This is a genomic window from Collinsella sp. OM04-5 (genome assembly GCF_003439125.1).
Classification (GTDB): domain Bacteria; phylum Actinomycetota; class Coriobacteriia; order Coriobacteriales; family Coriobacteriaceae; genus Collinsella.
Genome location: NZ_QSUU01000006.1, coordinates 54,907 through 79,936, shown reverse-complemented (window position 1 = coordinate 79,936; position 25,030 = coordinate 54,907). Strand labels below are relative to the sequence as shown.

At 57.6% G+C, this 25,030-nt stretch carries 24 protein-coding genes and 1 tRNA gene; 15 read left to right on the top strand and 10 right to left on the bottom strand.

The window, feature by feature from the left end:
• Positions 1–229: 229 nt before the first annotated feature.
• From DXB53_RS04945 to nagA, 8 genes are all read left to right on the top strand, one after another.
• Complete coding sequence (locus tag DXB53_RS04945; protein ID WP_117583567.1) at positions 230–673, top strand: PTS fructose transporter subunit IIA; 444 nt, start codon at positions 230–232, stop codon at positions 671–673.
• Positions 673–954, top strand: coding sequence for a preprotein translocase subunit YajC (gene yajC, locus DXB53_RS04940; RefSeq protein ID WP_117583566.1), 282 nt, complete (start codon positions 673–675; stop codon positions 952–954). Before DXB53_RS04945 ends, yajC begins: the two co-directional genes overlap by 1 nt.
• A 36-nt stretch (positions 955–990) precedes the next feature.
• Positions 991–1,473 (top strand): PTS N-acetylgalactosamine transporter subunit IIB, encoded by a 483-nt coding sequence (gene agaV, locus DXB53_RS04935; RefSeq protein ID WP_117583565.1) that lies wholly within the window; start codon positions 991–993, stop codon positions 1,471–1,473.
• Between the two features lie 90 nt (positions 1,474–1,563).
• The gene (locus DXB53_RS04930) at positions 1,564–2,364 is read left to right on the top strand and encodes a PTS sugar transporter subunit IIC (RefSeq protein WP_117583564.1); all 801 of its coding nucleotides are present in this window, start codon (positions 1,564–1,566) and stop codon (positions 2,362–2,364) included.
• The gene (locus DXB53_RS04925) at positions 2,354–3,436 is read left to right on the top strand and encodes a PTS system mannose/fructose/sorbose family transporter subunit IID (protein WP_022094609.1); all 1,083 of its coding nucleotides are present in this window, start codon (positions 2,354–2,356) and stop codon (positions 3,434–3,436) included. Before DXB53_RS04930 ends, DXB53_RS04925 begins: the two co-directional genes overlap by 11 nt.
• A 184-nt stretch (positions 3,437–3,620) precedes the next feature.
• Positions 3,621–4,352, top strand: a complete 732-nt coding sequence (locus DXB53_RS04920) for a GntR family transcriptional regulator (RefSeq protein ID WP_117583563.1) — start codon at positions 3,621–3,623, stop codon at positions 4,350–4,352.
• Positions 4,353–4,466: 114 nt separating this feature from the next.
• Positions 4,467–5,633 (top strand): SIS domain-containing protein, encoded by a 1,167-nt coding sequence (locus DXB53_RS04915; RefSeq protein ID WP_117583562.1) that lies wholly within the window; start codon positions 4,467–4,469, stop codon positions 5,631–5,633.
• A 118-nt stretch (positions 5,634–5,751) separates the two neighbouring features.
• Complete coding sequence (gene nagA / locus DXB53_RS04910; protein WP_117583561.1) at positions 5,752–6,921, top strand: N-acetylglucosamine-6-phosphate deacetylase; 1,170 nt, start codon at positions 5,752–5,754, stop codon at positions 6,919–6,921.
• Positions 6,922–6,996: 75 nt separating this feature from the next.
• On the opposite strand, the gene DXB53_RS04905 is transcribed toward nagA, so the two are convergent.
• Entirely contained in the window at positions 6,997–7,581 is a 585-nt protein-coding gene (locus DXB53_RS04905; protein WP_117583560.1) for a hypothetical protein, read from the bottom strand.
• A gap of 157 nt (positions 7,582–7,738) precedes the next feature.
• Between DXB53_RS04905 and DXB53_RS04900 the strand changes: the two genes are divergently transcribed.
• The 3 genes from DXB53_RS04900 to DXB53_RS04885 all read left to right on the top strand — a co-directional run bounded on the left by DXB53_RS04900 (position 7,739) and on the right by DXB53_RS04885 (position 10,286).
• Complete coding sequence (locus DXB53_RS04900; RefSeq protein WP_117583559.1) at positions 7,739–8,620, top strand: aldose 1-epimerase family protein; 882 nt, start codon at positions 7,739–7,741, stop codon at positions 8,618–8,620.
• Between the two features lie 59 nt (positions 8,621–8,679).
• Positions 8,680–9,615, top strand: coding sequence for a hexose kinase (locus DXB53_RS04895; protein ID WP_117583558.1), 936 nt, complete (start codon positions 8,680–8,682; stop codon positions 9,613–9,615).
• A 197-nt stretch (positions 9,616–9,812) separates the two neighbouring features.
• Positions 9,813–10,286: a YhcH/YjgK/YiaL family protein gene (locus DXB53_RS04885; RefSeq protein WP_117583557.1), complete on the top strand. Its 474-nt coding sequence runs from the start codon at positions 9,813–9,815 to the stop codon at positions 10,284–10,286.
• A 133-nt stretch (positions 10,287–10,419) separates the two neighbouring features.
• On the opposite strand, the gene DXB53_RS04880 is transcribed toward DXB53_RS04885, so the two are convergent.
• Together DXB53_RS04880 and DXB53_RS04875 are read right to left on the bottom strand one after the other, a co-directional pair.
• Complete coding sequence (locus DXB53_RS04880; protein WP_117583556.1) at positions 10,420–10,785, bottom strand: hypothetical protein; 366 nt, start codon at positions 10,783–10,785, stop codon at positions 10,420–10,422.
• A gap of 429 nt (positions 10,786–11,214) precedes the next feature.
• Positions 11,215–11,290: transfer RNA gene (locus DXB53_RS04875), tRNA-Thr, on the bottom strand.
• A gap of 157 nt (positions 11,291–11,447) precedes the next feature.
• Here DXB53_RS04875 and DXB53_RS04870 point away from each other — a divergent pair.
• A complete protein-coding gene (locus tag DXB53_RS04870) occupies positions 11,448–11,930 on the top strand; it encodes a PTS sugar transporter subunit IIB (protein ID WP_117583555.1) in 483 nt (160 codons plus the stop codon).
• A 326-nt stretch (positions 11,931–12,256) separates the two neighbouring features.
• Here DXB53_RS04870 and DXB53_RS04865 read toward each other — a convergent pair whose 3' ends face one another.
• A complete protein-coding gene (locus DXB53_RS04865; RefSeq protein ID WP_117583554.1) occupies positions 12,257–13,309 on the bottom strand; it encodes an aldose epimerase family protein in 1,053 nt (350 codons plus the stop codon).
• Between the two features lie 206 nt (positions 13,310–13,515).
• Between DXB53_RS04865 and DXB53_RS04860 the strand changes: the two genes are divergently transcribed.
• A complete protein-coding gene (locus DXB53_RS04860) occupies positions 13,516–14,280 on the top strand; it encodes a DeoR/GlpR family DNA-binding transcription regulator (protein WP_070097564.1) in 765 nt (254 codons plus the stop codon).
• A 98-nt stretch (positions 14,281–14,378) separates the two neighbouring features.
• Here the strand turns inward: DXB53_RS04860 and DXB53_RS04855 are convergent, their stop codons facing one another.
• From DXB53_RS04855 to DXB53_RS04840, 4 genes are all read right to left on the bottom strand, one after another.
• Entirely contained in the window at positions 14,379–14,684 is a 306-nt protein-coding gene (locus DXB53_RS04855) for a type II toxin-antitoxin system RelE/ParE family toxin (protein ID WP_117583553.1), read from the bottom strand.
• Positions 14,674–14,940: a type II toxin-antitoxin system Phd/YefM family antitoxin gene (locus DXB53_RS04850; protein ID WP_117583552.1), complete on the bottom strand. Its 267-nt coding sequence runs from the start codon at positions 14,938–14,940 to the stop codon at positions 14,674–14,676. The genes DXB53_RS04855 and DXB53_RS04850 overlap by 11 nt, the downstream gene beginning before the upstream one ends.
• 375 nt (positions 14,941–15,315) lie before the next feature.
• Complete coding sequence (gene lacG / locus DXB53_RS04845) at positions 15,316–16,737, bottom strand: 6-phospho-beta-galactosidase (protein WP_199409680.1); 1,422 nt, start codon at positions 16,735–16,737, stop codon at positions 15,316–15,318.
• 76 nt (positions 16,738–16,813) lie between these two features.
• Positions 16,814–18,592: a PTS lactose transporter subunit IIBC gene (locus tag DXB53_RS04840; protein ID WP_117583551.1), complete on the bottom strand. Its 1,779-nt coding sequence runs from the start codon at positions 18,590–18,592 to the stop codon at positions 16,814–16,816.
• 284 nt (positions 18,593–18,876) lie between these two features.
• Between DXB53_RS04840 and DXB53_RS04835 the strand changes: the two genes are divergently transcribed.
• Positions 18,877–19,878 (top strand): LacI family DNA-binding transcriptional regulator, encoded by a 1,002-nt coding sequence (locus DXB53_RS04835; RefSeq protein ID WP_117583550.1) that lies wholly within the window; start codon positions 18,877–18,879, stop codon positions 19,876–19,878.
• Positions 19,879–20,135: 257 nt separating this feature from the next.
• Here DXB53_RS04835 and DXB53_RS04830 read toward each other — a convergent pair whose 3' ends face one another.
• Both DXB53_RS04830 and lacG (DXB53_RS04825) read right to left on the bottom strand, forming a co-directional pair.
• Positions 20,136–21,896 carry a PTS lactose transporter subunit IIBC gene (locus DXB53_RS04830; protein ID WP_117583549.1) on the bottom strand — a complete coding sequence of 587 codons (1,761 nt, stop codon included), beginning with the start codon at positions 21,894–21,896 and terminating at the stop codon, positions 20,136–20,138.
• A gap of 177 nt (positions 21,897–22,073) precedes the next feature.
• Positions 22,074–23,522, bottom strand: coding sequence for a 6-phospho-beta-galactosidase (lacG, locus tag DXB53_RS04825; RefSeq protein WP_117583548.1), 1,449 nt, complete (start codon positions 23,520–23,522; stop codon positions 22,074–22,076).
• A 344-nt stretch (positions 23,523–23,866) separates the two neighbouring features.
• Here lacG (DXB53_RS04825) and DXB53_RS04820 point away from each other — a divergent pair, with 344 nt between their 5' ends.
• A complete protein-coding gene (locus DXB53_RS04820) occupies positions 23,867–24,895 on the top strand; it encodes a LacI family DNA-binding transcriptional regulator (protein ID WP_040358938.1) in 1,029 nt (342 codons plus the stop codon).
• Positions 24,896–25,030 lie beyond the last annotated feature (135 nt).

Genomic DNA, 25,030 nt, shown 5'->3' with positions numbered 1-25,030 from the left:
AAACGGTCGATTTTTCGCCGTGAACGGCGCAAAAACGTTTTACTGTGTGAATCAGCGAAAGCGACCTCTTCTGTGGTGATATAGTGACAACAACACGTCACGTGGTTACTACCAGTTGAGAGACCACTGGTCTTAAAGAACGCTTTCCAAGAAGCTTTAAGGGCACCTGCCCGCTGGCTTCCGAAAACATCGGACTCGTATCGTACACACCTTCGGAAGGGAAATTTGAATGGTTGGCTTTATTCTTACCGGTCATGGACAGTTCGCACCCGGCCTCGCAAGCGCTATCGCTATGGTCGCTGGCGACCAGCCCGCTTTTACCGTCGTTCCTTTTGAGGGCGATCAGGCTGCTTCCTACGGTGAGGATCTCCGCGCCGCTATTACCGCCATGCGCGAGGAGTGCGATGGCGTGCTCGTCTTTACCGACCTGCTTGGTGGTACCCCGTTCAACCAGGCAATGATGATTGCCCAGGATGTCGACAACGTCGAGATTCTGACTGGAACTAACCTTCCCATGGTTATTGAGCTTCTGTTCCTCCGCGGCAACGCCACGCTCGCCGAGCTTGGCGAGCAGGCCGTGACCGTTGGCCAGACGGGCATCACCGCCCAGACGGTCGCTTCCGTCGCTGGTGCCGAGGATGAGGATATCTTCGGCGACGAGGACGGCATCTAATGGCCGATTTCGGAGCCAGTGTTCTGAGTTCCTCGGTCGCTCTTTTGGGCCTGCTTGTCATCATGGGCTTGATTTACACCATCTGGTCGCAAATCAACATGAAGAAGAAGCAGAAGTACTTCAAGGAGCTGCACACGGAGCTCAAGCCGGGTCAGGAGGTTCTTTTCGCCGGCGGTATCTACGGAACCGTCAAAGGCATCGAAGGCGAAAAGGTCCAGATTAAAGTCCGATCCGGTGCCGTCGTAGATGTTTCGCGTTACGCGATTCAGGAGATCAAGTAACTGTCGTCAGCAAATAACGAAAGGAAGCTGATCAACATGGCAGAACCCAACATTCTTCTTACCCGCATCGATAACCGACTGGTTCATGGTCAGGTTGCCACCCAGTGGAACTCCACCCTGGGCTCCAACCTCATCCTCGTCGCCAACGACGACGTGTCGAACAACACCATGCGCCAGAACCTCATGAAGATGGCCGCTCCCACCGGCGTTGCTACGCGTTTCTTCTCCCTGCAGAAGACCATCGACGTCATCGGCAAGGCGAGCCCGCGCCAGAAGATCTTCATCGTGGCCGAAACACCGGAAGACGTGCTTACGCTCGTCAAGGGCGGTGTGCCTATAAAGAAGGTAAACATCGGCAACATGCACATGTCGGAAGGAAAGCGCCAAGTCGCCACCTCCGTCGCAGTTAACGACGAGGATGTCGCTGCGTTTAAAGAGCTGCAGGAATTGGGGGTGGAGTTGGAGATCAGGCGCGTTCCGAGCACGCCTGTTGAGGATACGAGCAAGCTCTTCTCGTAATCCTCGTGATCCACGTTGTCAGGAGTGAAACCCTGACATTCTGTACGTGATATCCAAAGTGCGTACATACATTTTGAAAGGAGGAGCAAGATGGAATTCTCGATCATTCAGGTCGCACTGGTCTTCGTTGTTACGTTCATCGCGGCAATCGACCAGTTCAACTTCCTCGAGTCTCTCTATCAGCCCATCGTCACCGGCGCCGTCATCGGTCTTATCCTTGGCGACCTCAACACCGGTCTTCTCGTGGGTGGTACTTATCAGCTCATGACGATCGGCAACATGCCGATCGGAGGCGCTCAGCCGCCTAACGCCGTCATCGGCGGCATCATGGCAGCCATTCTCGCTATCGCTACGAAGCTCGAGCCCAACGCGGCAGTCGGCCTCGCCATTCCGTTCGCTCTGCTTGGCCAGCTTGGTGTTACCCTGGTCTTCACGCTTATGTCCCCGCTTATGTCCTCGGCCGATAACATGGCTCACAACGCGGACACCAAGGGCATCGAGCGCCTGAACTACTTCGCCATGACCCTGCTCGGCCTGATCTTCGCTGTCGTCGTCACCCTGTTCTTCATCGCTGGCGCCACCATCGGTCAGACCATCGCTTCCGCCATCCCGACTTGGCTGCAGACCGGTCTGTCCGCTGCAGGCGGCATGATGCGCTTCGTCGGCTTCGCCGTCCTGCTCAAGGTTATGATGAACCGCGATATGTGGGGCTTCTTCCTCATGGGCTTTGGCCTCGCGCTCATCACCGTTGCCAACGATTCTCTGGCAACCCCTGCCCTGCTCATCCTCGCTCTCATCGGCTTCGGCATTGCTTTCTGGGACTTCCAGCAGCAGACCGAGCTGAAGGGTGCAGCTGTTTCTGACGGAGGTGACTTCGAAGATGGCATCTAATGAGTATGTGATCCCGGAGCACTACGAGGATCTCACTCCTGCTCCGCAGCTCGACCAGAAGACCCTCAACAAGATGGCTTGGCGCTCCTGCTTCCTGCAGGCATCGTTCAACTACGAGCGCATGCAGGCCGCTGGCTGGCTTTACTCCATCATCCCCGGTCTGGAGAAGATCCACACCAACAAGAACGACCTCGCGGCTTCCATGAGCCACAACCTGGAGTTCTTCAACACTCACCCGTTCCTCGTCACCTTTGTTATGGGTATCGTGCTTTCGCTCGAGCAGAACAAGGTTGACATCCCCACGATCCGCGCCGTCCGCGTCGCCGCAATGGGCCCGCTCGGTGGTATCGGTGACGCCCTGTTCTGGCTGACGCTCGTGCCTATCACGGCCGGCATCACCTCCAACATGGCCATCAACGGCAACGCCGCTGCGCCGATCATCTTCCTGGTGATCTTCAACGTCGTCCAGTTCGCTCTGCGCTTCTGGCTCATGAACTGGTCCTACAAGCTTGGCACCAGCGCTATTGACGCTCTGACTGCCAACATGCAGGCCTTCACGCGTGCCGCTTCCATTATGGGCGTCTTCGTCGTCGGTTGCCTGGTCGTCACCATGGGTGGCACCCAGATCAACCTCCAGATCCCCAACGGCACCACCCGTGGCCTCTCCGCTACTACCGTGATCGTCTCCGAGAAGGAGGCCGAGAACTTCACCGGTATGGAGGGCATCGATACCGAGACCGCTGAGGCCGGTACCATCGCCATGACCGATGAGGACGGCAACGCCCTCACCGCTTCCGATGCCGACGGCAACGCTGTCGAGTGCGGCGTCACCGATCTGGGCAACGGCATGGAGTCCGTTACCTACGGCACCGTCACCGAGGATCCGGTCAACTTCTCTGTTGCCGACACCCTCAACACCATCGTCCCGAAGCTTGTCCCGCTTATGCTTACGCTGCTGCTTTACTACATGTTCGCTAAGCACAGCTGGACCCCGACCAAGGGCATTCTGCTGCTCTTCGTTCTGGGCATCCTGGGCGCTGGCCCGCTTGGTCTCTGGCCGAGCATCTGGTAAGGCTCTAGCTTGAGGGGTGTGTCCCTACGCGGCTCACACCCCGACCCCTTAAGCCATGTGTATGTTAAAAGCCGCGTGCTCGAAAGAGCGCGCGGCTTTTGTTTTCTTAATGATTCGGGTGTTGCAGACCGATAATGCTTAACACCCAAGGTAGTAGCCTAGTTTGAGCAAAAGGGAGGATAGGATGGCGATCGGAGCGCGTAAGCAACCGCTGTACGATCAGCTGGTCGATATTCTGACCGAAAAGATTGACCATGAATATCGCGCCGGTGACATGATTCCTTCCGAGCGCGAACTTTCGGAGCGCTATGGTCTCTCGCGCACTACGGTACGCCTAGCTCTGCAGGAACTGGAGCGTTTAGGACTGGTGGTTCGGCAGCACGGTCGCGGTACCTTTGTGACCGACCGTTCGGCAAAGGCAACCAATCTTATGCAGTCCTACAGCTTTACCGAGCAGATGCGCGCGATGGGTCGCGACCCCGAGACCACGATTCTCGATTTTTGCGAGATGGAGGCCGATAAGAATCTGGCCGAGCATATGGGATTACGTATCGGTGATCGCATTTTTAAGCTCAAGCGCCTTCGTTCTGCCGACAACATGCCCATGATGGTCGAACGTAGCTATCTACCGGTTCGTCAATTTCTGTCCCTAAAGCGACCGCTGCTGGAGCGTAAGCCGCTTTACGATGTGATTGAGCAAGACTTTCAACAAAAAATACGCGTGGCCGAAGAGGAGTTCTATGCGAGCATAGCCCGTCCCACCGATGCCCACCTTTTGGAAATCGTCGAGGGCTCGCCTGTGCTCGATTTGGTTAGGACTACGTATAACGAGTCAAACGAGGTTGTGGAGTATACGCTCTCGGTTGCTCGTGCCGATCAGTTTAAATACAAGGTTTACCACCAGCGTAGCGACTAGTGTTGGCATCGTTTCCATATGATGATTCTTTGTATTTAACTGGTTACTACCAGATAACCAACCGAAGTGTATAATTGCACGTCAGAGGATTACTTCTAGAGAGAGGTATTAGAAATGTTCGAGAAGAGTGTCGAGGAGCTCACCGAGCTCGGCGCCCAGATCACCACGGCCGAGATTGCTCAGCAGCCCGAGCTTTGGCGTGATACGCTCAACATCTATCGCGAGAACAAGGAGGCCATCGAGGCCTTCCTGGCCGAGGCTCGCGCTATGGGCGAGGGTCGTCTGTCCGTTGTCTTCACCGGTGCCGGTACGTCCGACTATGTTGGCGATACCTGCGCCCCGTACCTGCGTCACGCTGGCAACACTGATCTCTACGACTTTAAGCCCATCGCCACGACCGACATCGTGAGCGCCCCGCGCGACTTCCTGCGCGCCGAGGATCCCACACTCGTGGTTTCCTTTGCCCGCTCTGGCAACAGCCCCGAGAGCCTTGCCGCCGTTGCCGTTGCCAAGGAGCTCGTCCACAACGTCAAGTTCCTCAACATCACCTGCGCTCCCGAGGGCAAGCTCGCCGTCGAGTCCGCTGATGACCCCAATGCGCTGACGCTGCTCATCCCGCGCGCCAACGACAAGGGCTTTGCCATGACCGGCTCTTATTCTTGCATGACCCTGCTCTCCACCCTTATTTTCGACACTGCCTCTGACGAGCAGAAGGCTGAATGGGTCGAGACCATCGCCAAGATGGGCGAGGAGGTCATCTCCCGTGAGCCTGAGATCGCCGATTACCTGGCTGGCGACTTCAACCGCGTAACCTACTTGGGCTCTGGCTCCTTCGGTGGCCTTGCCCAGGAGAGCCAGCTCAAGATCCTCGAGCTCGCTCACGGTCTGGTCGCTACTTCCTACGACACCTCCATGGGCTATCGTCACGGACCTAAGTCCTTCGTCGACGATAAGACGCTCGTCTTCGTGTTCGTCAACAACGACGCCTACACCCGTCAGTACGATATCGACATCCTCAACGAGATCGGTGGCGACGAGATCGCTCAGCACACCGTTGCCGTTCAGCAGGATGGCGCTACTGTCTACGAGGGTGAGTCCTTCACCTTTAAGGGCTACGAGGCACTTCCCGAGGGCTACCTCGCCCTGCCGTTCGTGATGTTTGCCCAGGCTATCAGCCTGCTCAACTCCGTGCGCGTGGGCAACACGCCCGACACGCCGAGCCCCACCGGCACGGTCAACCGCGTGGTCAAGGGCGTGACGATTCACCCCTTCACCGCTTAATCGCGTCCCCCTGTAAGGGCGCCCGTCCGCTCATAACGGCGGGCGGGCGCTTTTTGTTTTTACGTGGGCTGGGTATAAGCATCACCACAGTCAACTGCTTTAGAAGCAAGGAGTGCATATGAGCACGTACGCAATTAAGGCTGACAAGTTCATCTTGCCGGCAGGCCCGCAGCTGGGCGGCTATCTCATGGTCGAAGACGGCGTCTTTGGCGCCTGGCAGGCCGACGAGCCCTCTTGCGAGATTAAGGACTACACGGGATCGTGGATCGCACCGGGTATGGTCGATACTCACATCCATGGCTTCTACAACCACTCAACTACCGATAACGATCCCGAGGGCATCGATATCAGCTCGACTGAGCTCGCCCGTCGCGGTACCACCAGCTGGCTGCCCACGACGTTCACCGATGGCGTCGAGCAGATCAAGGATGCCTGCGCCGCCATCGCCCAGGCGGATGAGGGTCGCGGCCCCGACTTCTGCGGTGCTCGTATTCAGGGTATCTACCTGGAGGGCCCCTTCTTTACCATGAAGCACGTGGGCGCGCAGAACCCTGCATATCTGATCGATCCTTCCGAGGAGGTCTTCGATCAGTGGCAGGAGGCTGCGGGTGGTCGCATCGTTAAGAGCGCTATGGCGGCCGAGCGCGACGGTGCCGCTGCTTATGCGGCTGCTCTGAACGCCAAGGGTGTGGTGACCAGCATCGGTCACTCCGACGCCACCTACGATGAGTGCATCGCCGCCATCAACGCCGGTGCCAGCTGCTTTACGCATACCTATAACGGCCAGCGCGGGCTGCATCACCGTGAGCCCGGTGTCGTGGGCGCTGCTATGTCCACGCCCGAGACCTACGCCGAGATCATCTGTGACGGCAAGCACGTAAACCCTGCCGCCATCAAGGCGCTGCTGCAGGCAAAGGGCTGGCAGCACACGGTGCTCATCACCGACTGCCTGGGTTGCGGCGGCATGCCCGAGGGCAGCTACACCAGTGGTGGCATGGACGTCATCATGAAGGACAACCTGTGCTGGCTCGCCGATGGCAAGAGTATTGCCGGTTCGGTGCTCACGCTTGCCCAGGGCGTCAAGAACATCGTCGACTGGGGCATCGCCAGCGCCGATATCGCCATTCGCATGGCAACCGAGGTGCCGGCACGCTCCGCGCACATCGAGGATAAGTGCGGCAGCATCATGCCGGGTCGCGACGCCGACTTTGTCGTGTTCGACCATGAGCTCACCCTCGTCGAGACGTATGTTGGCGGCCAGAGCGTCGGCAACGCCTTTACCGAGTAACGAAAGAAAAAGACGGCGGGCCCGAATCTGCTCGGACCCGCCGTACGGGTTAAACGCTCAAAAGCACCTTTACAGTTACAGCTTGCTAGCGATTTTCTTTGCCGTACGCTTAACGCCGGCCACCAGGCCTCCTGCAGGATGTTCCTTCTCGTATGCTAGACGCTTCTCGCGCTTGGCGTACTCTTCGACGATGATGTCTCCATACTCGTCTTCGATCTTGTCGAAGAAGTCGACGGCACCCTTAATTTCCTCAGCGGTCGGGTGCCCCTTTTGGACCCCGCCGGTGAGTTTGAACGGCCCCCACGTATCAAAGCCGGGGCAGCCGTAGACACCCATAAAGATGGCCTGCCTCATGCGGCAGATGCCATCGATATCCTTGCCGTACCACTTGTTTTTGCCACCGTAGGTCATAAGGCCAAACACCTTGTCCTGCGGCTGCAGCACGTTAGTGAGCACGCGTGCCATGTCCTTGTCGATCTCGGAGTAATAGATGCCCGTGGCGACACCAATCAGATGGTATTCGTGCAGGTTGGGATACTCGTTTTTGCCGAGTGTTTTCACGTCGAGGGTATCGATTTTGGGGTGCGCCTCGACGATGGCGTCCACGAGCTTTTTCGTATTGCCGTGGTGGCGTGAGGCATAAAGAATGATGGTTCGCATAAGAAGGCCTTTCAGCTGTAATTGCATCAATGTCTGTATGGTACCCCGTTACATGACCGGGATACCGGACGCATCGATGAGCGTGCGGGTTTGTTCTATGGTTAGGATTGAAACGGGCGCTTGCGTGAAATAAAGCAGTTGTTCGAAAGGATGGGTAATGGAATACGCTCTTTCCAACGATTCGATTTCTATTAAGGTTTCCACTGCCGGCGGCTCGTTTACCTCGATTGAGGCCGACGGTCGCGAGTATTTGTGGCAGGGCGACCCCGCAGTATGGTCCGGTCAGGCGCCGGTCTGCTTCCCGATTTGCGGAGGTCTGCGCGACGGCAGCGCCATGACGTTCGCTGGGCATCATGTGAAGCTCGCCCGCCACGGGTTTGCGCGTAAGCAGGAGTGGAAACTGCTGAGCCAAAGCACGAACGAGCTGGCTGTGTGTCTGGCTTCGGAGGATAACGCCGCGCTGCTGAGCGATTATCCGTATCCGTTTAGGCTCGTCGCCCGCTATACGCTCGAGGACGCCGCCGTGCGTGTCTCCTATGAGGTTACCAACGAGGGCACCGAGGACATGCCGTTCTTTATCGGTGGGCATCCCGGCTTTAGGTGCCCGCTCGATGAGGGCGAGGCCTATACGGACTACGAGTTGCGCTTTGAGAAAGAAGAGGCTGCAGAGCTTTGCACCGCTGTCCCTTCGACTGGCTTGATTGACGTGGACAAGCGCTCCAAGAACCCCATGGTGGGAAAGACGCTGCCCCTGTCGCACGAGCTCTTCGATTTTGCGGAGACCATCTTTGACGTGCTCGAGAGCCGCCAGGTCACGCTTTCCAAAAAGGGCGAGGACAAGGGCGTTCGCCTGAGCTTTGAGGGCTTTCCGTACCTCATCGTGTGGAGTAAGCCCGAGGGCGATTTTGTGGCAGTTGAGCCCTGGGGCGGCCTTTCGACCTGTTCCGATGAGGACGACGTGCTTGAGCATAAGCGCGGCTGCCTTGTCGCCAAGCCCAAGGAGACCGTCGTTCGCTCGTTCACGATTGAGATTCTGTAATTCCGTTTTGTCGACTCGTATCGCGAGGCACAAGGAGCCTGCGAGATAAGGAGCTAAAAATGATCCTCACCGTTACGATGAACCCGTCTGTCGATACGCGCTATCAGCTCGATGAGCTCATTATCGACGACGTCAACCGCGTGACGCCCGAAAAGACCGCCGGCGGCAAGGGCCTTAACGTGGCCCGCGTCCTGGATCAGCTGGGCGACGACGTTGTGGCAACCGGTCTGCTCGGCGGCCACATGGGCGCCTACATGGCCGAGCTCATGGATGCCAACGGCATTAAGAATGATTTTGTACCCATCAAGGGCGAGACTCGTATTTGCCTCAACATCCTTCACGCCGGCAACCAGACCGAGCTGCTCGAGAGCGGCCCGACGATTGCCCCCGAGGAGCTCGATGCCTTTACCGCCAAGTTTACCGAGCTTGCGGGCAAGGCCGACGTCGTCACCATCTCGGGTTCGCTGCCCCGCGGCGTCGAGGCGGACTACTACGCCAAGATCACGGGCATTGCCGAGAACGCCGGCGCCAAGGTGCTGCTCGATACCTCGGGTGCTTCGCTTGAGGCCGCCCTTAAGTCCGAAGTTAAGCCCGAACTGGTTAAGCCTAACCTGACCGAGATCAACGGCCTTCTGGGCACGAGCTTTACCACCGACGATGTGGACGAGCTCCGCGCCGCGCTCGCCTCTGATGCCCGCTTCTCCGATATCCCCTGGGTCGTCGTGTCCATGGGCGCTGCCGGTTCCGTGGGTTTCCATAACGGCCGTGCGTTCCGCGCCAAGACTCCCGATATCCCTGCCGTTAACGCTACGGGCTCTGGCGATTCGACCATTGCCGGCTTCGCGCACGCCATCGCAGCCGGCGCGGATGATGAGACGGTGCTGCGTACCGCCAACACCTGCGGCAAGCTCAACGCCATGGATCCCATGACTGGCCACTTGGTCATGGACCGTTGGGACGAGGTCTACAACGGCGTTGTCGTGACCGAGCTGTAAGAGCTTGGGCGTCGGCCCCGGCATTGCTTGCTAGCTCATGTCGACGACAAGTGCGGTAGCATTATGCTGGGGCGCGACGCCGAGTTTGTCGTGTTCAATCCCGACCTTACCCTGGTCGAGGCGTATGTGGGTGGCAACAGCGTCGGTAACGCGTTTGCCGAGTAGCCGCCAAAGAAGCGATCCGAGAGGGGATTTAGATGATTTACGGTGCATTGGGCGATATCGAGGAGTACCGCGGAATGCTCAAGGGCCTCGACGTGCTGATCGACTGGCTCGAGGAGAACGACCCGGCAGAGCTCGAGGTCGGCAGCCATCCGATTCTGGGCGACAAGGTCTATGCGAACGTCATGGCTCCCACGACGCGTCCCGAGGCCGAGGCTCACTATGAGACGCATCAGCGCTATCACGACCTGCAGATCGACGTCGAGGGTCGCGAGGCCTTTAAGGTCGCCACGGGCAGCCTGACGCTGGTTCAGGAGTTTGACGAGAAGGACGACTACGATCTGGTCGATTCCGACGCTTCGATCGCCGGCGATCTTGCCGACGACAAGTTTGCGCTGTTCGTTGCCGGCGAGCCTCACATGCCCACGCTCGAGTTCCCGGGCGATGGCGCACAACCGATCAAGAAGATTTGCTTTAAGCTGCTTGCAGATGCTTACTGGGAGGAGTAGCGCGCTGCTCGACTGAGCTGCTCGTCTGATGGCGTGATTCCCCTAGGGAAATCACGCTAGGACCCCGCCAAACGTGTTTTCCCTAAGGGGATCACGCTTGGCGGGGTTTTCGGTTTTTGAATAGGGGAGATGTTTATTTGCGAAGAACATCGGCTAGCCGCAGGATTGAAATCATCGACCGATAAGTGAGTTCCACCTTTTCGCCCGCAAGCAGTCGTTTCGATTGAATCTCATCCAGCCCCACAAGCCGAGAGAACAATGTACTGCTCATCGTGCCCTCGTCAATTGATTCCCTTATGGTCTTCAAAACGTCCGTATCATGAAGCGATGCCGAGCTGTAGGGGGCAACACGAGCGGAACTCTCAATTAACGACGAGACAAAAGGATGGAGATGCTTTGGACATAGTCCATCAAACACCACATCCCCATTGTCGTTCGAGCCGACCAGGCGCCAAGTATAATGATCGACCCAGTCATCTCCGTCATATATGGCGTCCATGAGCAACTTCCCGTCTAGAGAGAGAAATCTATTTGGACATCGGGGCGCAAGACCGCAATCCATATCGGGCCTGCAGCAGCTCCAACCCAACGCACCACATAGGTTCCCTTTCGTACATGTGTATCAATCTGCCCCGAAATGCCGGTGAATGCAATTCCAGACCCGTTTGTCGGATAGCAATCGACGTATTTTTGTTTTCCGCTCACAACCTTGTATAGATATATCGTTCCAGCAAAAGAGAAGGTATCGTGGCTATTTTAAATCTATATGGCCAATTCGAGCCCTCACCATGGCAATTGTTGCAGCTGGGTTTCTTTTCATTATAATTTCACTTTGGTAAATCCCCGCCCCCTAAGCATTAAATCCGAAGTCCACCGAGTGGCCGAATCGGCAACAAAAAAGCCGCCCGAAGGCGGCTATCTTGTGCAATGGAGCCAGCGACCGGGCTCGAACCGGTGACCCCCGCTTTACGAGAGCGGTGCTCTACCAACTGAGCTACGCTGGCGACCATGTGGTGACGCAACTGAGGCGTCAACGGCTGTCTATGATACGGGACATCGCACATCCGCGCAAGGGTTCTGACGGCTTTTCTCACTTTAAATGCACTAATATTGGAGACGCGATGTCTTGCTCTTACGGGTCTCAAAAAGAATGGGGCAGCGATGGCACAACCCAAGATTCTTCTCACACGCATCGACGACCGTTTCATGTACGGGCAAGACGTTGAGCTGTGGAACGAAGCCGTGGGTTCCAACCTTGTCCTAATCATCAATGATGAGATCGCGGCGGATTCGCGCAAGTGGGCACCGATGAGGGTGGCGGCGCCAGAAGGCGTTTGGACGCGGTTTTTCTCGGTGCAAAGGACCATCGACATCATTCATACCGCAACGCCGCGCCAATGGATTCTCATCATGGTGGCGTCGCCCGCGGATGCGCTCGCGCTGGTCAAGGGCGGTGTGCCCATTACCAAGATCAGTATCGGTCACATGCAAGCAGGGGAGGGCAAGCGCTCTGTAACGCCTGCCGTTGCCGTAGGCGAGGCAGATGCCGCCGCCTTTAAAGAGTTGCAAAAGCTCGGCATAGAGCTAGAAATCCGCTATCTTCCCAGTTCCGCCCCCGACCCCATCAACAATCTGTTCAACTGATCCCTTGGGGACGGAGGAAAACGGATCATTTTGCCCTTGCGAGGGACGCGCTCGATGCCGCCTGTCAAAAACTATGCCCATTTACTACGTTTGATCGGCTATCGCCGAGCATGTCGAATTTGAGAAAAACAAAACAGCAGGTAGACGGCTCGCGAATTTAACAAAAACCGGTGCATGGTCGAGCATCCCGGGCTAAACGTAGTAAATGGGCATAGTTATGATATGTCACTCATACAGCCACAGCGAAAATGAGCCCAAAAGATGAAAAAACGCCCGTCGGCAGTGGTGCCGGCGGGCGCTGCTGTGCGATATGTTGCGTTGTGGGCTTAGTGCCTCATAAAGTGGTATTCGATCACATTGCTGTAGGGGTGACCCGGGCCCACAATGCCCTGCGGGAACAGCGGCTGGTGCGGTGTGTCGGGGTACATCTCTGCCTCGAGGGCAAAGCCAGCGCCCCAGCCATAGTTGGCATCGTCCTTGGCGTGCTCGTCGCCCAGCCAGTTGCCGGTGTAGAGCTGCACGCCCGGGGCGGTGGTGTAGTAATCCAACTCACGACCGGTCCACATCTCCTCGACGTGCAGGGCGCGGCGCAGATTACGGCCGTACTGATAGCCATCGATGCACAGGCAGTGGTCGTAGCCGCGTGCCTGCTTAATCTGGGGATCGTCGGCCTCCATGCCAGGCGCGACGGGGCGCAGCTCACGGAAGTCAAACGGCGTGCCCTCGACCGGAGCGATCTCGCCGGTGGGGATATTCTGCTCGTTGATGGGCAGGTAGTGGGCAGCGTTGGCAACAAAGAAGTGCTCGCAGTCCATGCCGGCGTTATGGCCGGCAAGGTTAAAGTACGTGTGGTTGGTCATGGACACGTAGGTGGCGCGGTCGCTCTCGCAACCATACTCGATGCGGAAGACGCCGGTGCGCGTAACGGTAAACACAGCCGTAAAGATTCGGTTGCCGGGCAGGCCCAGCTCGCCATCCTTAAGCGAGGTGGTCATGCGCACGGCGTTGTGAGTCTCGTCGAGCTCAACGTCCCATACGCGCTTGTGCAGGCCGTGCTCAAGATCGCTGTGTAGGTTGTTGGCGCCTTCGTTGGCCGGCATATGCCAGTCCGTGCCGGCGATGGTGATCGTGGCACCTGCAGTGCGGTTGGCCACAGGCCCGATGGTTGCGCCAAAGCAGGCGGGGTTGTCAAAGTAATCCTCGAGCTTATCGAAGCCCAGCACCACATCGCGCACGTTGCCGGGAATGTCGGGCACATCGATACCCAGCACGGTGGCGCCATAGTCCATAATGCGAACGCAGATCTCGGGCCCGTTGAGGGTGTAACGATGAACGGGGGTACCGCACGGCGCGGTGCCGAAAAGCTCGGAAGTGATCATTTGGTTCCTAACATCGAGGTATTTCCGACAAACTGTAGCGCGAACAGGCGAGATTATCACTACACCCCACTAAAGCAGGGGGTATTTTTCTCAAAAAAGTGATGATTGGAGCTGTGCGGGCGTTCATTTTTGACGCGCGCGAGTCTGATACAATTTGTTCGTTATTGTTTGAATGATATGCACGCATAGAACGGCGAGGATTCATCGTGATTAAGGCAGAGCGACAGGATAAGGTTCGTCAGCTGCTCGAAGAGCAGGGCACGGTCTCGGTCAAGGAGATTTCGGATGCGTTAGGTGTCTCGGATATGACGATCCGCCGCGACCTCGAAGAACTTGCGAGCCTGGGCGAGATTGAACGCGTGCACGGAGGAGCCCGTAGTGCACAGGGCCGTCCCCACGCTATGTTGCGCCACGAGTATTCGCACAGCGAAAAGCGCACCAAGCATGCCGAGGAAAAGCTGCAGATCGCGCGCCGCGCTGTGGAGCTCATCGAGGAAGGCTCGACCATCTTTTTGGGCACGGGCACTACGGTGGAGCAGATGGCCTCGATGCTGCCGGCGTTTCGCCTGCGCATCGTGACTAATTCGCTTTCGGTGTTTAACCTGCTCGAGGCGCGCGAAGACTGCGACCTGTGCCTCGTGGGCGGTATGTACCGTCGCCGCACCGCCGCTTTTGTGGGGCCAACGGCCGAGGATACTCTGCGTGCGCTGGGTATCGATGCGGCGTTTATCGGCGCCAACGGCATTCTGGATGGCGACGTGTCTACGTCTAATATGGATGAGGGTCGTATCCAGCAGCTCGCCTTTAGCAAGGCCGACTCGCGCTATCTGATCGCCGACTCCAGCAAGATCGGCAAGCGCGACTTCTACACCTTCTGTCGTCTGGATAATTTGGACGCCGTGGTGTGCGAGCCGAGTATCGCCGCCGAGGATCGCGCCGCCATCGAGGAGCATACGCAGGTCATCTGCTAACTAACGCTGCAGGCGATACTTCTGCCCCCTGTCGGCGCGGGGATTACCGCTTCACGTTGACGCGCAAATGTGCTCGGGCCAAGTATTCAGCTTGTGGGTTAGACCAGGCGGGCGTAGTCCTGTGACTGATGAAAGATGTGAGCGATATAGATTGTTTCGTGCTCAAACTTATAAAGGCACACGTAGTTGTTGACGGGAAACGATCGGTAATTACGTGCCGCCAGCTCTTGCATATGCGAGAGGGGACGTAGGAGCGGCTGCTCGCGAAGCAGATCAAGCTGATATTCAAACTCAGCGACAAAATTGCCTGCTGCACGCGGATTCTTGAGGATTTGAGCAAGGTACCCGACGATACTCTCGTACTCATATCGCGCGCTTTTGAGTATAACGACGTTATAGGTCATATTTGTCTCGTATCGCGGTCGCGAAGGAGTCGTAGTCGCTGTAGTCGCCTTGCGATATTTCGTCTTCTGCCAACATCATACGAGACAGCAGTTTTGCCTTGGCGATTTCTTCTTGCATGAGACGATACTGGTCGCTGCTGATGCAGTGCATGGCCTCGTAGCCGTTCTTAGTTACGGTGACGTCGCGCTCAGACTCAACAAGCGCGGTGAATGCAGCAGTGTCCTTCATATCTCGGACGGGCACACAAGCTGACATGGGTACCTCCTTTGCGTCGTGGCATAATTGTACCACGGTGTGTCCAAGCGACTGGTACCGTCGAATCGTCTCAATCTGTAACAGTTGGGATCGAAAAACTCGGCTACGTGTTACAGATTGAGATCTTCAAGTTCGGACCGTTCGTTTGTCTCGATCTGTAACAGTTAGACGGTCGAAAGTGGGCTACGTGTTACAGATTGAGATCTTTCAGCCCTGGTCGCCCGTTCGTCTAAATCTATAACAGTTAGGATTGAAAATCCCTGCTAGATGTTACAAATCGAGACAAACGGCCTGCACGGGCCGAGCAAAAAAATAGGCCGCATGCGAACCCGTGGAGGGATTCGCATGCGGCCGACAGGGGGTATGCGGCAAAAGTTAGGCCATAAGCAGGCCGGTCTCCGAGACGTTCTTGTACCAGTACGCGCTCGCCTTGGGATAGCGCTTCTGGGTCTCAAAGTCGATGTAGAACAGGCCATAGCGCTTGTTATAGCCGTTGGTCCAGGAGAACTGGTCCTGCAGCGACCACACGAAGTAACCGTCGACGTTCACGCCGCCGTCGATTGCCTTGAGAATCCATGCGAGATGCTGACGCATGTAGTCGATGCGAGGGGCGTCGTCGATAAAGCCGTCCTCAAAGTCGTCCTTATAGCCCATGCCGTTCTCGGTGATGTAGATCTTCTTGTAGTTGGGGTAATCGTTCTTAATGCGGAGCAGCAGGTCGTAGAGACCCTCGGGATAGATAATCCAGTCCCAATCGGTGGTGGGTACGCCTTCGCGCACGCATGACTCGCCCACGCCCTTGAGGAACCAGCGCGAGGAGCCCTTGTCGCCGGTGCCATTGTGGTTGATGTCGTTTTCGCCCTCGGCGGCACGCAGGAACTGGCACTTGTAGGTGTTGACGCCCAGGCAATCGTTGTAGGGGAGCGCGGCGGTCAGCGCGGCGATGTCCTCGTCGCGGACGTCGAGCTCGCCGCCGGCGATATGGGCCAGCTTGGTCGCAGCCTCCATGGTGTCGGCTGCATAGTGGCCGCGGAAGGTGGCGTCGAGTACCCAGCGGTTGTTGATGACGTCGGCCATGCGAGCTGCCTCGCAGTCGGCGGCGTTGTTGGGATCGAGGGGATACTTGGGCTCCAGGTTCTGGACAATGCCGATCTCACCCTCAAAGCCGCCCTCATGGAAGGCGACGACGGCCTTGGCGTGGGCCACCATCATGTTGTGCATGAGCTGGAAGGCCTTGTCCAGGCGATACTTCTCGCCGTGCGGCCAGTTGCCGACGATAAAGCTGCCCTCGGCGGTTGCGGGAATCTCGTTAAACGTGAACCAGTGCTTGACCTCGGTGAACTCGGCAAAGCAGAACTTGGCGTACTCGACAAAGGCGTCGATCGTCGTGCGCGTCAGGAAGCCCTCGCCGCCGTCCTGGTAAAAGGCCTCGGGCGTATCAAAGTGATCGAGCGTGACATAGGGGATAACGCCGGCTTTGTTGCAGGTGGCGAAAAGCTCATGATAGAAGGCGACACCCTCGTGGTTGATCTCGCCAGTGCCGTTGGGGAAGATGCGGCTCCAAGCGATGGAGACGCGGATACCGTTGATGCCGAAGCGCTGGCACAGGTCGATATCGACCGGGTACTTGTTGTAGAAATCGCTTGCGGGATCGGGGGAGAAGCGACCCTGAGCTGCCAGGAAATCGTCCCAGGGCACTTTGCCCTTGCCGTGCGTGCGGGTCTCGCCCTCAACCTGGTAAGCGGCGGTGGCGCCGCCAAACACAAAGCCGTCGGGGAACTGCATGGGGTTGGTCATGAGTCATCCTTTCTGTGGGATTCGAATAGGGAGAGGTGCCCGAACTGGGGATCCGGGCACCAACAGAGGGAGGAACCTAGTCGAGGTTCTCGCGGAGCCACTTGATGGCGCCAGCGGGGTCGCGAGTAAGGTCGATATATTCCTTACCGCGCGGGGCGAGCAGCTTAATGCCCAGGCGATCGGTGTCGGCCTTCATGTCGTTGTAGTAGCTACGGACCTGCGGGGCAAGCACGATAACGTCGTACTGATCCATGATGGCAGTGTGCTGGCCATAGGCGCCTGCGGAGGAAGCGATGTTCTCTCCGGTCTGCGCGGCACCTTCCTTGATGGCGTTGGCAAGCATGGCAGAGGTGCCGGCGCCGGCGCACAGGACGAGGACCTTCAGACCGTCGACATCCTTCTTAGCGGATGCATCGGCAGCGGGCTCGGGCTGATCGGCGACAGGCTTGCTGTCAGCGGCAGCGGCGGTCGGCTCGACGGCAGCGGTGGCCTGCTCGACAGCGGGCGCAGAGGTGCTGGCGGCGATGGTGGCAGCACCATCGGACTCGAGACCCAGCTCGGCGGCGCGCTCGGCTTCCTGGTCGCAGAGCAGCTTATCGTATGCCTTCAAGAACGGCAGGTAGATGATGGCGTCCAGCAAGATGATGATCGCGACAAATACCAGGGCGATAAGCTGGAAGTTCGTGGTGATGAAGATGCCGATGGGGGCAGGGGTAGCCCAAGGCACCACGAAGGAGAAGCCGTTCATGCCCACGTTGTCGATAAAGAACTTGGCAACACTTACGTTGACGCAGCCGGCGGCAACAAAGGGGATGAGCATGTAGGGGTTGAGGATCATGGGCGCGCCAAAGAGCAGCGGTTCGTTGACGGCGAAGGCAACAGGAACAATCGAGGCCTTACCGACGGCTTTGAGCTGCTTGGACTTCATAAAGAGAATCAGCAGAAGCGGAACGATGAACGTGGCGCCGGTGCCGCCGAACTCACCCACGAGCGACATGTTAAAGGTGAGGGAGTGGGCGGGGTGGCCACCGGCCAGCAGAACCTGCAGGTTCTCGGCCTGGTTGGCAAGACGGATGGGGTCGATGCCCGGCTGGACAATCGAAGGGCCGTGGACACCGATGAACCAGAAGAACGCGGTGGCTGCCTGAATAAGGATGAGTCCGGGGTAGGTCTCTGCCGCAGTGAAGAGCGGGGAGAGCAGTTTGATAAGCAGCTCGGAGAACGGAACGCCCATGAGGTTGCGCACAACCACATCGATGATGCCGCAAATGATGACAGCGCCACCGAAGGGGATGATGTCGCGGAAGTTCTGTGCGATGGCGCCCGGAACCTCCTTGGGCAGCTTAATGGTCAGATCGCGCGAGACGCAGAACTTATAGACCCACACGGTAATGAACGCGGCGATATAGGCCGAGAACAGACCGCGCGTACCCATGCTGGTGCAATCGAAGACCGAAAGCTCGGAGCCGTTGAACTTGGTGGTGAACTGCGTAACAGCGAGCAGCAGCATGCTGCACTGGGCGGCAACCATGGTGGAGCCGTCGTTGAGCACCTTGCCGGCGGGCATGCGACGGTTCATGGAAGCCGTAAAGTTCTTGGCGGTGGTGCCGGCAACCATGATGCCCATGACGCCCATGGTGAAGTTGTACAGCTTGTTGCACCAGTCGATGAGCGGCTGGGGCAACGTGATTCCAACTACGCCGGGAAGGGTGGCGATCAGCAGAAAGATCGAAGAGGTAAGGACGATGGGCATGCACCCAAGGAATCCGTCTTTGATGGCCTGGAGGTAGATGTTTCTCGAGATCTTCTCGAAGAACGGTTGATGCTTTTCGAGCATCTTTACGATGGCGTCCATAGAGCTCCTTTGCTACTTGATGCGCGATGCATGTGGATGGAACTGGTCGTCGATGGATGGTCAGGACTGCCCGGAAACCTTCCTGCTTAAGGAAGGCATTGCGAAATGACAACGTTGTCATTTCGTTAATGACAACGTAAGACATTTTTGGAAGAGCAACAAGGATATACGGGTGAGCGGTCGATATTGTCCGGTAAACGGTTGATTTGTCAGTCGGGCAGGTAGTGTATGCTAGAACGCAAAAAGCAAGCGATGCAAAACCGACTGGAGAAGTAGTGGCAACGATGGACAAGAAAAATGTCTCAATGAACGATGTGGCGATTGCTGCGGGTGTTTCTCTCAAGACGGTTTCGCGTGTGATCAACGAGCCCGATAGCGTGCGAGAGTCGACACGCGATAAGGTTCATTCCGCAATGGAGGCGCTCGGGTTTCGAACCAACTTTGCCGCGCGTTCGCTCAAGTTGGGCCGTTACGGGTGCATTGGCGTGGTGCTGTTCCACTTGTCGGGCGGTGCCGTGGACATGATTGACGGTATCGCAGATGCCGCCGAAGAACGCGGCTTTGCGCTCACGATGATCAAAAAGCGGGCGGGGGAGAAGATGACCCTTGCCGAAGCGGCGCGTAGGATGTCGCAGCTGCCTGTTGATGGCATGATCTTCAACCTGCGTCAGATGGTCGATGACTTTGATACTTTTGAGGCACCGAAAGACCTCAAGACGGTGATTATCACACCGATGGAACATCCTACCTGCTCCACCGTCAGTGACGACCAAGAGGGCGGCGCGCGCATGGCGTGCGAGTACTTCTTGAACCACGGGCATAAAAACGTGTACTTCGTCTCTGGTAAGAAAGAGTCGTTGTCGAGCCAGTGCCGTATGAAAGGTTGGCGTGCGGCACTCGAGGCGCGTGGCATTGAGCCGCCCGAGCCTCTGCAAGGCGATTGGAATGCGGATAGTGGCTATGCCGCGGGCCTTGTGCTTGCCGATAAGCCCGATTGCACGGCGGTCCTCGCTGCTAACGACTGCATGGCAAACGGCGTGATGATGGCTCTACGTGACAAAGGGCTCAGTGTGCCCAATGATGTGTCCGTGATCGGCTTCGACGATGAGCTCTATAAGACGATTCCCAACTCGATTCTGACGTCGGTGAAGTTTCGCCACCGCGAGCTGGGCGTCCGTGCGCTCAACGAGGTCGTCGCGGGTCTGGAAGCTCCGAGCTCCAGAAGCCGTACGCTCGTCTCGGGCGTGTTGGTCGAGCGTTCCAGCGTAAAGGACTTGCGGGCGTAGACGTGCTCGGCCTATTCCGTTTGTCTCGATCTGTAACAACTAGACGGTCAAAAGTGGTCTACATGTTACAGATTGAGATTTTCGGCTTGGCCTGTGCGTTCATTTCGATCTGTAACAGCTAGGACCGAAAAACTCGGCTAGATGTTACAGATTGAGATGAACAGGAGGACGGGTGCGGTCTAAACAAAATGGCCCGCGCATCACACATCGATGCACGGGCCATTTATTGTCTGCAAGCGGCAGGTGGTGTCAGCGTCTTATGCCTCGAGGTTTTCCTCGATCCAGGCGACGGCACCCTTGGGATCCTTAGTGAGGTCGATGTACTGTTTGCCCTTGGGCGACAGCAGCGTGATGCCCAGGCGGTCGGTGTCGGCCTTCATCTCGTTGTAATAGGTGCGAACCTGCGGAGCCAGGACGATGACGTTGTACTGGTCCATGATGGCGTAGTGGCTGCCGTAGGCACCGGCGTTGGCGGTAATGTCGATGCCCAGCTCGTCGGCGCCTTCCTTAAGCGCGTTGGCGAGCAGTGCAGAGGTACCGGCGCCAGCGCACAGAACCAGAACCCTCAGATCCTTGCCCTTAAGGGCGGACGGAGCTGCAGAGGCCTCAGTGGCAGAAGCGGTCTCGACAACAGGAGCCTCAACGGCGGGGGCGGCAGCGGTCTTGACGGCCTTGGTCTCCTCGGCCTCTTCTTCGGCCAGGGTCTCGGCCTCCTGCTTGCACAGGACGTTGTCGTAGGCCTTGCAGAACGGGTAGTAGATCAAGAAGTCAACGACCAGCAGGACGACAACCAGGACCAGAGAGATCGGCTGGAAGTTGGTGTCGATGAAGGTGCCGATCGGTCCGGGGAGTGCCCACGGCATGGCATAGATAAAGCCGTTCATGCCCAAAAAGTCGATGAAGAACTTACCAATGAGGACGTTGGCCACGGGGGCAAACAGGAACGGGATCAGGAAGTACGGGTTGAGGATGATGGGCGCGGCGAACAGCAGCGGCTCGTTGACGGCGAACATCACGGGCACGACAGAGGCTTTGCCGACGGCCTTGAGCTGCTTGGAGCGCATAAAGAGCAGGAAGATGATCGGGACAATGAACGTGGCGCCGGTGCCGCCGAGTTCGCCGATGTAGTTACCGAAGTTTTCGGTCAGGGCGAGGGCGGGGTGACCGCCGGCCTGCAGCGTGGCGAGGTTGGTGGTGATGTTGCCAAACAGCGCGGCGTTGAGGGCAGGCTTAACGACCGAGGGGCCGTGGATGCCCATGAACCAGAACAGCGGGATCATGAACCAGATGAGGGCGAGGCCGGCGTAGGAATCGGCAGCGGCGAACAGCGGGCTCACCAGCGTGGAGATGACGTTGGCAAACGGGACGGCCAAGCAGGTGCGGCAGATAACGTCGATGACGGCGACAAACAGGATGGAGAAGCTGAAGGCGAAGATGTCGCGGAAGTTCTGGGCGATGGCGCCGGGGACTTCTTTGGGCAGCTTGATGGTGATGTCTCGCTTAATGCAGAAGGCATAGATGTTGACCGTGGCAAATGCGGCGACAAAGGAGCTCAGCAGGCCCTTGGTGCCCATGTTGTCGGTAAAGAACACCGAGACATCGGCGCCGTCGATCTTGGCACTCGTCTGGGTAACGGCCAAGATGAGCATAGCGCACATGGCGGCGACCATGGTGCTCGTGGCGTTGATGGTCTTGCCGGCAGGCATGCGGCGGTTCTTGGAGCCGGTCAGCGCGCTTGCGGTGGTGCCGGCGACCATGATGCCCACGACGCCCATCGTGAAGTTGTAAACCTTGTTGCAGAAGTTCACGACGTCGACGTTCCACCAGTCGGGCAGCGTAAAGCCGCCGACCGTGGCGACAACGCCCGGCAGGGTCGAAATAAGCAGGAAGACAGAAGAAGACAGGATAATGGGCATTGCTGCCAAAAAGCCGTCTTTAATGGCCTGAAGGTAGATGTTCTTAGAGACCTTGTCGAAGTACGGCTGACCTTTCTCCAAGAACTTAACGATCGATTCCATAGTTCACGCTCCTCTTTGCATGAAATCTTAATGGCATGGACGTTGAAAACCTATATGGTCTCCCGCTTGCTAAAAGCCCGGGTGCAGGCGGGGCCGGTCCCAGGGGGAGAGAGGGGAGCGGCTGGGTTTGTATCGCATAGGGCCGCTCCCTTCTCGGGGGGAAAGCGAGGCGATGCGCTACTGCGCGTCCGCCATAGTGTCGGCGAGCTCCTTGTACCAGAGTGCCGACTGCTTGATGTAGCGTTTTTGCGTGTCGAAGTCGATGTAGAACAGGCCGTAGCGCTTGTTATAGCCATTGGCCCACGAGAACTGGTCCTGCAGGCTCCAGATAAAGTAGCCCTGGACGTCGACGCCCTCGGCGCGCGCCTGGAGCACCTTCTCCATGTGCTGGTCGACAAAGTCGATGCGCTCGGGATCGGCGACGATGCCGTTTGCGTCGGGCTCGGGGTCCTTGTGGCCCAGGCCGTTTTCGGTGATATAGATGACGGGGAGGTTGGGATAGGTGGCGCTGATGTGCTTGAGCGTGTCGTAGAGGCCTTGCGGGTAGATGAGCCAATCCCAGTCGGTGGTGGGGATACCCGGCATATCGACCTGCTGCCCGACGCCCTTAAACTTAAAGCACGAGGTGCCCTTGTCTCCGGTGCCGTTAAAGCTGTTGGTTGACTCGCCATCGTAGGCGGCGATAAACGCCGACTGATAGTAGTTGAGGCCGAACATATCGTTGCGGGGCGCCGCCTTGGCGAGCTCCTCCATGTCGCTGTCCTCAACCGTAAGTGTGGCGTTGTTGGCACGCAGAATCTCGTTGATGAGTGAGAGGGTGCGCGCGGAGTAGTGACCCAGGAAGGCGCCGTCCATGATGAAGTCGGTGTAGAAGGCGTTGTACAGGTCGGCGGCGTGCTGGTCGGCGGGCGAGTCGGTGGCAGGATATGCCGGCGTCAGGACGTTGACCATGCCAATGCGTCCGCCCAGGTGCTCGGTCTCGTCAAGATCCTTATACAGGTTGACGGCGCGGGCGTGGGCAACGAGCTCGTTGTGCTGGCTCTGGATGCCGTTCGTCACATCAAAGTGATGGTTGGGCGGGAAGTTGCCTTGGATGTATTGGGAGTGCGAGAGGCTGATGAGCTCGTTGATGGTGAACCAATTCTTGACCTCGCGGAACTCGCGGAAGCAGAACTCGGCATAGCGCACATAGGCGTCGACGGTCTTGCGGTTGAGCCAGTCGCCCTGGTTGAACAGGGCGGCGGGGGAGTCAAAGTGATGCAGGGACACATAGGGCTCGACGCCATACTTTTTGCAGCAGGCGAACAGCTCGTGGTAGTGCTTAACGCCCTCGGCGAGGGGTTCGGCATCGTCGCCGTTGGGGAAGATGCGGGTCCAGGCGATGGACACACGAATGGCGTTGAGTCCATGCTCGGCAGAAAGGCGGATATCCTCCTCGTAGCGGTTGTAGAAATCACTGGCCGGGTCGGGCAAAAAGCGACCCTGGGCGACAAGGTAATCGTCCCACATGGTCTTACCCTTGCCTGCCACCTTCGTGGAACCTTCCGTTTGGTACGCGGCGGTTGCGGCGCCCCAAACAAAGCCCTTCGGCAGCTGCTGTACGCGGTTTAGCAAAGACATATGCATACACCCTCTCGTCTCGCTGTTCGATATTGTGCGTTTGCGCTCAGGAGGCTCCCTGGTTAGCGTTCAGCGGTGAAAAAGCCCGATAAACACTATCTTAAAATGATTAGAACCAAAATGAGCACGTGAACATTTGACAATGAGCACGTTAACATCCGGCTGGGATGTATAGAAACAAAACAACTTCAAACAGCCGCGAACGGTTGTATTTGTTCGGTAAGCGGTTTTGATTGACAGAAGTTTTCATGTTGTGGTATATGGCTCGGGTATCATGAGCACGTTATCAATGTATGTACGATGCGCCATGGGCGCGGGGAATAGTTGGGAAGCAGGTTAGCGTGGAAGGCATGGATCAGCAGACAAGGAATGGTCGTTCGGCGAGCGCGGCAGAGGTTGCGGCGCTCGCTGGCGTGAGCCGCCAGACTGTGTCTCGCGTGGTCAACGGTATGCCCAACGTGACGGAAAAGACGCGCAAGCGTGTGCTGGCCGCCATGGAAGAGCTGGGCTTTCGTCCCAATTTTGCTGGAGCGGCGTTGCGCGGCGGGTCGTATCGTTCTATTGGCCTGTGCATGTACAACATCACACGTGTCGGTAACCTGGCGACGCTCGAGGGTATCATGCAAGCGGCGCGCGAGCACGATTTTGCCGTCACTATGATCGAGATGGGCGGCGACAAGCCCTATGCACTTGCCGATGCCTCGCGCCGCATGGTCGAGCGACCCGTCGACGGCATGATTCTCAACATGAACCGCATGGCTCCCGATTTTGAGGAGTTTGTTCCCCAGCCGGGAGTGCGAACGGTCATCCTGTCCATGTATGCGCATCCGCGCTGCACGACGATCGACTCCGACCAGTATGGTTCGTGCGAGCTGTTGACCAATTATCTGCTGGAACATGGTCACTCGAATATGCGGTTTGTGGCGGGTCCGGAAAACTCGATTTCCTCGCGTTTTCGTGAGGCCGGTTGGCGCGATACGCTGGGTCGTGCTCATGTCGATGCCGCTCCGATGCTGCGTGGCGATTGGAGTGCGGACAGTGGGTACGCCATGGGCGAGCGGATTGCGGCCGAGGTGCTTGCCGGCGGGTCGCAGGCGCCGACTGCCGTGCTTGCGGCAAATGACCAGATGGCGCTGGGCGTTATCGCCGCGCTCGAGAACGCGGGCCTGTCCGTGCCCGACGACGTGAGCGTGGTTGGTATCGACGACGCACTCGAGGGACTTGTTCCTCACAATCGACTGACGACGCTGCGATTTGATTTGCGCGGTGTCGGTAAGCTTGCGTTTGAGGCGGCGATTGGAGAGAGCTCGTCTATCGAGGCGATTCATGTGCCGAGTACGCTGGTCGAACGCTCGACTGTTAGGGACATACGGGGTTAGGTCCTACTCCGTTTGTCTCGATTTGTAACAGGTAGACGGTCAAAAGCGGGCTACGTGTTACAGATTTAGATTCTTCGGAAAGAGCAATCCTGTTCGTCTCAATCTGTAACAGCTAGGACCAAAAAACTCGGCTAG